This window comes from Aquitalea palustris (assembly GCF_003693445.1).
GTDB classification, from domain to species: domain Bacteria; phylum Pseudomonadota; class Gammaproteobacteria; order Burkholderiales; family Chromobacteriaceae; genus Aquitalea; species Aquitalea palustris.
In genome coordinates this window covers 106,257-112,917 of record NZ_RFAR01000051.1, presented here as the reverse complement: position 1 = coordinate 112,917, position 6,661 = coordinate 106,257, and the positions used below count along the sequence as shown (strand labels likewise).

The 6,661-nt window shown below is 56.9% G+C and carries 7 protein-coding genes and 1 tRNA gene; all 8 read right to left on the bottom strand.

From position 1 onward, the window contains the following. Positions 1 to 1,172, bottom strand: a 1,172-nt coding sequence (locus tag EAY64_RS12750; RefSeq protein WP_103525125.1) for a methyl-accepting chemotaxis protein, incomplete at its 3' end; no start/stop codon positions are given. 473 nt (positions 1,173 to 1,645) lie between these two features. Then, a tRNA-Pro gene (locus EAY64_RS12745) sits at positions 1,646 to 1,722 on the bottom strand. A gap of 31 nt (positions 1,723 to 1,753) precedes the next feature. After that, the gene (locus EAY64_RS12740) at positions 1,754 to 2,107 is read right to left on the bottom strand and encodes a MerR family transcriptional regulator (protein WP_103525124.1); all 354 of its coding nucleotides are present in this window, start codon (positions 2,105 to 2,107) and stop codon (positions 1,754 to 1,756) included. Then, positions 2,088 to 2,390: an integration host factor subunit alpha gene (locus EAY64_RS12735; RefSeq protein WP_045845169.1), complete on the bottom strand. Its 303-nt coding sequence runs from the start codon at positions 2,388 to 2,390 to the stop codon at positions 2,088 to 2,090. The genes EAY64_RS12740 and EAY64_RS12735 overlap by 20 nt, the downstream gene beginning before the upstream one ends. Positions 2,391 to 2,461: 71 nt before the next feature. After that, positions 2,462 to 4,834 carry a phenylalanine--tRNA ligase subunit beta gene (pheT, locus tag EAY64_RS12730; protein ID WP_103525123.1) on the bottom strand — a complete coding sequence of 791 codons (2,373 nt, stop codon included), beginning with the start codon at positions 4,832 to 4,834 and terminating at the stop codon, positions 2,462 to 2,464. A gap of 20 nt (positions 4,835 to 4,854) precedes the next feature. Beyond that, positions 4,855 to 5,838, bottom strand: coding sequence for a phenylalanine--tRNA ligase subunit alpha (pheS, locus tag EAY64_RS12725; RefSeq protein WP_103525122.1), 984 nt, complete (start codon positions 5,836 to 5,838; stop codon positions 4,855 to 4,857). 210 nt (positions 5,839 to 6,048) lie between these two features. Beyond that, positions 6,049 to 6,405, bottom strand: coding sequence for a 50S ribosomal protein L20 (gene rplT, locus EAY64_RS12720; RefSeq protein ID WP_103525121.1), 357 nt, complete (start codon positions 6,403 to 6,405; stop codon positions 6,049 to 6,051). A gap of 12 nt (positions 6,406 to 6,417) precedes the next feature. Beyond that, positions 6,418 to 6,615, bottom strand: coding sequence for a 50S ribosomal protein L35 (gene rpmI, locus EAY64_RS12715; protein ID WP_045845173.1), 198 nt, complete (start codon positions 6,613 to 6,615; stop codon positions 6,418 to 6,420). Positions 6,616 to 6,661 lie beyond the last annotated feature (46 nt).

The following is a 6,661-nucleotide window of genomic DNA, read 5'->3' as shown; positions in this document are numbered from 1 at the left end:
AGCGCCAGCAGATTGGTCTGATCGGCAATATCCTTGATGACGCTGGCTACCTTGCCGATGTCTTCAGTACGCTGCCCCAGTTTTTCCACGGTTTCTGCCGAGCTGGCAACGGTAGCGGCCAATTCGCGAATGGTTTCACTGGCCCGCTCCGACAAGTGCGCCGCCTCGCCGGCTTTGCTACCGACATCACGCGTTACCGTTTCGGTGTCATGCGCATGCTGTGCGATCAAGCCTATCGATGCCGCCAGCTGCTCGATGGTGGCCGCCGAAGCCGTGGTCTTTTCGGTTTGCAAGGATGCCGACGAAACCAGCGACACCACGCTCTGGTTGAGATTGCCCGAGGTATCCTGCACATTGCGGGCAGAATTCAGCATTACCTGAATGGTGGCGCTGACAGCAGCAGTCTGATTATCCAGCTCCGCCGCAATCTTGCTGATCAGATCAGTGCGGGTGGGCTGCAGATTGGCCCGCAGATTGCCCGTTTTAAGCAGATCCTGCAAAAACTGGTGAATACGGGTCAGCCCACCGACAACCCCCGGCAGGATAAACACTACCGCCAACAGACAGGACAGCAGAGCCAGTACCGCCGCCCCCTGGAACCAGGGCATGAAGCTGCTCTGGCTGCTGGCCAGCAAACCCAGCAGCAAAGCCAGTGCGGCAAGCACCTGCACGGCATAGAGCTGAACAACAAAACCACTCACCGCTTGTACCAGTTGCGAGCGTGTTTTCACCACACGGCCATTTTCAATGGACAAGGAACGGTCGCCCTGGCGAATGCGGCCATACAACAGTTCAGCGGCGGCCACTTCGTCACGTCCGGGCGGGGTACGCACCGACTGGTAACCGACAATCTTCCCCTGTTCACGCACCGGCGAGGCATTGGCCCGTACCCAATAAAAACCACCATCCTTACGCCGGTTCTTCACCAGCCCACGCCAGGGCCGCCCCTCCTTCAGATTGCGCCACATATCGGCAAATGCCTCTGCCGGCATATCCGGATGCCGGATGATATTGTGCGGCTGGCCAACCATCTCCTCTTGCTCGAAGCCACTGATCTGGGCAAAGGCTTTATTAGCCTCGACAATATTGCCCTGGGTATCAGTACGCGAATAAATGAATACACCATCCGGCACGATGGTTTCCTGCTGGTTGATTGGCTGATTATTTCGCATATCTTTTTGTTTTATTTGGTGTTTATCAGAAAAACATCGTGCCGCAAGCAGGATGGAGGTCTACTGACTACCCTGTTTGCTTTCTGGCACGATGGCGACCCAGTCCGCTTTTAATTGGACACAGGCAAATCATAAGCTGATTAAACCGGAGCAATATTGCCGGAGCACTGGTTCAAGATAAAAACAATAATAACTGTATGGTTTTTGCACTTAAGCAAAACTTGATGATTGCTTTACTGCAAAAACCAGATAGGCGGAAGACCATATGGAAACAAGTGAACAGACATTACAGTATGCGCAGTGCAATACAGCAAAACACGCAATAACCGCTAGTATGAAAAACAGAAACTTGCAGATAGGCCAAACTGCGGATTGCTTAGAATAAAACCGCGTCAGAACCAGTAAGTGAATAGGCAGAAAACAAAAAAGCCATCCGGTTGGATGGCTTAAATGTTGGTATTGCTGTGGTCTTGTGGTCGGGGTGAGAAGATTCGAACTTCCGACCCCCTGCACCCCATGCAGGTGCGCTACCAGGCTGCGCTACACCCCGACTTCAAGAGAAACGCATTGTAACTGTTTATTTAGGATTTGCCAATACCTGCATCCAGCCAAGACAGAATTGTTTCCAGTTCTGCGCGCACTTCCTGCGCAGTAATCGGACGCTCCATCTCGCCGCCGGCGCCCAGACGCTGGCGTGCGCCATGGATGGTGAAACCATCGTCGTACAGCAGACCGCGAATACGCCGCACCAGCAGCACTTCGTGGTGCTGGTAATAGCGGCGGTTGCCACGGCGCTTGACCAGGCGCAGCTGGGAGAATTCCTGCTCCCAGTAACGCAGCACATGCGGCTTGACCCCGGTCAGCTCGCTGACTTCGCTGATGGTGAAGTAGCGCTTGGACGGGATTGCCGGCAGATCAGCCTTGCTTGTTAGCATGGTATTGCTCAACCATTCCTTTGAGTTTCTGACTGGCATGGAAGGTGACAACCCGGCGGGCCGTGATGGGAATTTCTTCCCCGGTCTTGGGATTGCGCCCCGGACGTTGCGGTTTGTCACGCAGCTGGAAATTGCCGAAACCGGACAGCTTTACCGAATCGCCCGCTTCCAGCGCGATACGGATTTCCTCGAAAAACGTTTCAACCATGTCCTTGGCTTCACGCTTGTTCAGACCTACCTGGTCAAACAACAGGTCGGCCAACTCAGCCTTGGTCAAAGTCATGACTACCCCTTAACTTCTTGAATGCAAATATGGAAGGCGGACATTATGCCACGCCTTCCGGCAATAATGGCTTACAGACGCAACTGGGCCGCATGGCTGGCAGCCACGGCATCCAGCAGTTTCTGGATGGCCGGTTCAACATCCTCGTCGGTCAGCGTGCGGGCATCATCCTGCAACACCACACGGAAAGCCAGGCTCTTCTTGCCTTCTTCAACGCCTTTGCCACGATAGACATCAAACAGGGCCACTTCCTTGACCAGTGCGGACGCATGCTGACGGAAAGTATCCAGCATAGCAGCAACCGTTACCTCTTCGTCAACCACCAGCGCCAGATCGCGGCGCACCGGCTGCAGTTTGCTTACCGGTTCTGCCTTGATGGCAGAGCGTGCTGCAACCGCAGCCAGATCCAGCTCGAACAATACCGGTGCTGTCGGCAGGCCGTATTCTTGCGTCCAGCGCGGATGCAGTTCGCCCATCACACCAATGACCTTGCCATCCAGGCTGATCTCGGCACAACGACCGGGATGGAAAGCCGGGTGCACTGCCTTGGCAAAGCTGGCACGAGCCGGCAGCAATAGCGCTTCGACATCAGCCTTCACATCGAAGAAGTCGACACGCTCGGCTTTCTGCCCCCACTGCTCGGCCACACGCGGCCCCCAGGCGAGACCTGCCACTTTTTCCGGCTGGGTGCTTTCGTCGGCTTTGCCGGCTGCATTCTTGCCGAATACGCGGGCCACTTCAAACACCCGCACGCGCGGCTGCTTGCGGTTGAGGTTACCTTGCAACACGTTAACCAGACCGCCAATCAGCGACGAACGCATTACGCTCATCTGCGAAGCGATCGGATTGATCAGGCGCACCGGGTCGGCATTGCCGGCAAAGTCACGCTCCCAGGCTTCTTCGACAAAGGCGTAGCTGACCACTTCCTGATAGTCGCGTCCCGCCAGGAAGTGGCGGATATCTTCACGCGGGCGACGCTCTTCCGGCAGCGCCAGCATGCGCAGGCGCGCAGCCGGTGCGGCGTATGGGATGGCATCGTAGCCATGCACGCGCGCCACTTCTTCGATCAGGTCTTCTTCGATTTCGATGTCGTAGCGGAAGGACGGCGCATGTACCAGGAAGCCATCTTCCAGCGTGTCGAAGGACAGGCCCAGACGGCTGAGGATGGTAGCAATCTGCTCGGCGGTCAGGCTGATGCCCAACAGACGTGCGACACGGGCGGTACGCAGCTTGACACCACCGCGCGCTGGCAGTTCAGCCACTTTTTCGTTCAGCGGGCCCGCCTCGCCACCACAGATGGACAGCACCAACTCGGTAGCACGCTCCATGGCTTCGGTTTGCAGCTGGAAATCCACCCCGCGCTCAAAGCGGAAGGAAGAGTCAGAGCCGAAGCCCCAGGCACGGGCCTTGCCGGCAATCGCTGCCGGAGCGAAAAAGGCGCTTTCCAGCATGATGTCGGTGCTGGCAGTAGTGACACCGCTTTCTTCACCGCCCATGATGCCGGCGATGGCCAGTACCTTGGCATCATCGGCAATCACCAGATGCTCGTCGCTGAGGGTGACGGTTTTTTCATTCAGGCACAGCAGCTGCTCGCCTGCCTTGGCCATGCGCACGGTGATGCCACCATCCAGCTTGGCCAGATCAAAGGCATGCATCGGCTGCCCTTGCTCCAGCAGCACATAATTGGTGACATCAACGATGGCCGAGATGGAGCGCAGACCGGAACGCTCCAGACGACGTTTCATCCAGTCCGGGGTCGGCGCAGCCGCATTGACATTACGAATCACACGGCCAATGTAGCGACCGCAAGCTTGACCTGCCTGAATAGCAACCGCTACCACATCGTCGATTTGCGGCGCAATGGCGGTAATGGCTTGCGGCTGCAGCGCAGCACCAGTCAGCGCGGCCACTTCACGGGCAATACCCTTGATCGACAGACAGTCAGCACGATTGGGAGTGATTTTCAGTGTAAACAGCTGATCATCCAGGCCCAGATAGTCACGGATATTCTGGCCAACTGGCGCATCAGCCGGCAACAGCATCAGGCCGTCGACATCTTCCGGTACGCCCAGCTCCTTGCCGGAGCACAGCATGCCGCCCGACTCCACACCACGCATCTTGGTGGGCTTGATCTTGAAATCACCCGGCAGCACCGCGCCCGGCAGCGCGCACGGCACGCGCACGCCCACAGCTACATTCGGTGCGCCACAAACGATCTGCACCAGCTCGCCCGTACCTACATCCACCTTGGTCACGCGCAGGCGGTCGGCGTTTTCGTGCTTGACGCATTCCTTGACCTCACCGATCACCACACCAGTAAAGGCCGGTGCGGCCGCGGTGGTTTCTTCTACTTCCAGACCTGCCATGGTCAGCAGATTGGACAACTCATCGCTGGAAAGGGAAGGATTAACCCAGCTTCTCAGCCACTGTTCGGAAAATTGCATTGCTTATCCCCTGCCTGCGATCAATTGAACTGTTTGAGGAAATTGAGATCGTTCTCGAAGAACAGTCGCAGGTCATTCACGCCATAGCGCAGCATGGCAAAACGGTCCAGACCAATACCAAAAGCAAAGCCGCTGTACTTTTCCGGATCGATATTCACATTGCGCAGCACATTCGGATGCACCATGCCGCAGCCTCCTACTTCCAGCCAACCACGCTCGCCCAGTACGTCGATTTCGGCGGATGGCTCGGTGAAGGGGAAGAAGGACGGACGGAAACGCACTTGCAGATCGTCGCGTTCGAAGAAGCGACGCAGGAAGTCGGTCACCACTGCCTTGAGGTCGGCAAAGGACACGCCCTCTTCCACCCACAGGCCTTCCATCTGGTGGAACATCGGCGAATGGGTGGCATCAGAGTCCACACGGTACACGCGACCCGGCGCCACGATCTTGATCGGCGGCTCGTTGTTCAGCATGTAGCGCACCTGGATCGGGCTGGTATGGGTACGCAGCACATCGCCACCTTCCACATAGAAGGTGTCGGCCATGGCACGCGCCGGGTGGTTTTCCGGGATATTGAGCGCCTGGAAATTATGGAAATCGGTTTCGATTTCCGGACCATCCGCTACCTGAAAACCCATGGAACGGAACAAGGTGGCGATGCGTTCCAGCGTCAGCGCTACCGGATGCAGGCCACCAGTGGACAGGCCACGGCCCGGCAGGGTGACATCCAGCGATTCGGCTGCCAGCTGGGCTTCCAGCTTCTGGGCATTGATCAGGTCACGGCGGGCGTTATGGGCGGCTTCAAAAGCTTGCTTGGCCACATTGATGGTGGCACCGGCAGCCTTGCGCTCCTCGGGCGGGAGCTTGCCCAGTTGCTTGAGGAGTTCGGTCAGTTCGCCACTCTTGCCGAGATAGCGCGCCTTGACCTGCTCCAGTTCGATCAGGTCAGCAGCAGCCTCGATGGCAGCCAGACCAGCTTGGAGAATCGCGTCAACGTTAGTCATTGGGTCTCACACCGTATGCGTCTTTCCGGCCACCCGGCAAGCGATGCGATGGCCGCTGCATGACAACATCGGCACTCTGCATCGACCGGCTGGCCGAAACAAAAAGGCTGACCACACTCATGGCAGTCTGGTCAGCGCTCTTGCTACTTCACTACCCCAGGCAAATGAAAAAAAAGGGAGGCATCAGCCTCCCCTTTTACAGTCTTGCTATTAAGCGAGGCTAGCTTTCGCCTTTTCAACGAGCTGAGCGAAAACCGGCTTGTCGAACACGGCCAGATCGGCCAGGACCTTACGGTCGATTTCGATAGCGGCTTTCTTCAGACCGTTCATGAACTTGCTGTACGGCAGACCGTTTTCACGCGCAGCGGCGTTGATACGGGCAATCCACAGCTGGCGGAACTGACGCTTTTTCTGACGACGGTCGCGGTATGCATATTGACCGGCTTTCATCACCGCCTGTTTGGCGATGCGATAGACGTTCTTGCGACGGCCGCGATAGCCTTTCGCCAGGGCAAGGATTTTCTTGTGACGAGCACGTGCGGTTACACCGCGTTTAACGCGTGGCATTATTCAGTCTCCTTATGCGTAGGGCATCATGGCGCGAACAGAAGCCATGTTGGTAGCGTGTACCATGGTGGTACCGCGCAACTGGCGCTTGTTCTTGGTGGTTTTCTTGGTCAGGATGTGACGCTTGAACGCATAAGAGCGCTTTACACCGCCATTGCCCAGCACGTTGAGACGCTTTTTCGCGCTCGACTTGGTCTTCATTTTCGGCATGGAAAACTCCTGCAGAATTTCTGAGTTAGATTAGACACAGGGTGAC

What these genes read in the sequence shown, in the direction of transcription:
- EAY64_RS12740 (WP_103525124.1), bottom strand. Translation starts at nt 2,107, where the DNA reads ATGCTAACAAGCAAGGCTGATCTGCCGGCAATCCCGTCCAAGCGCTAC.
- EAY64_RS12735 (WP_045845169.1), bottom strand. Translation starts at nt 2,390, where the DNA reads ATGACTTTGACCAAGGCTGAGTTGGCCGACCTGTTGTTTGACCAGGTA.
- pheT (WP_103525123.1), bottom strand. Translation starts at nt 4,834, where the DNA reads ATGCAATTTTCCGAACAGTGGCTGAGAAGCTGGGTTAATCCTTCCCTT.
- pheS (WP_103525122.1), bottom strand. Translation starts at nt 5,838, where the DNA reads ATGACTAACGTTGACGCGATTCTCCAAGCTGGTCTGGCTGCCATCGAG.
- rplT (WP_103525121.1), bottom strand. Translation starts at nt 6,405, where the DNA reads ATGCCACGCGTTAAACGCGGTGTAACCGCACGTGCTCGTCACAAGAAA.
- rpmI (WP_045845173.1), bottom strand. Translation starts at nt 6,615, where the DNA reads ATGCCGAAAATGAAGACCAAGTCGAGCGCGAAAAAGCGTCTCAACGTG.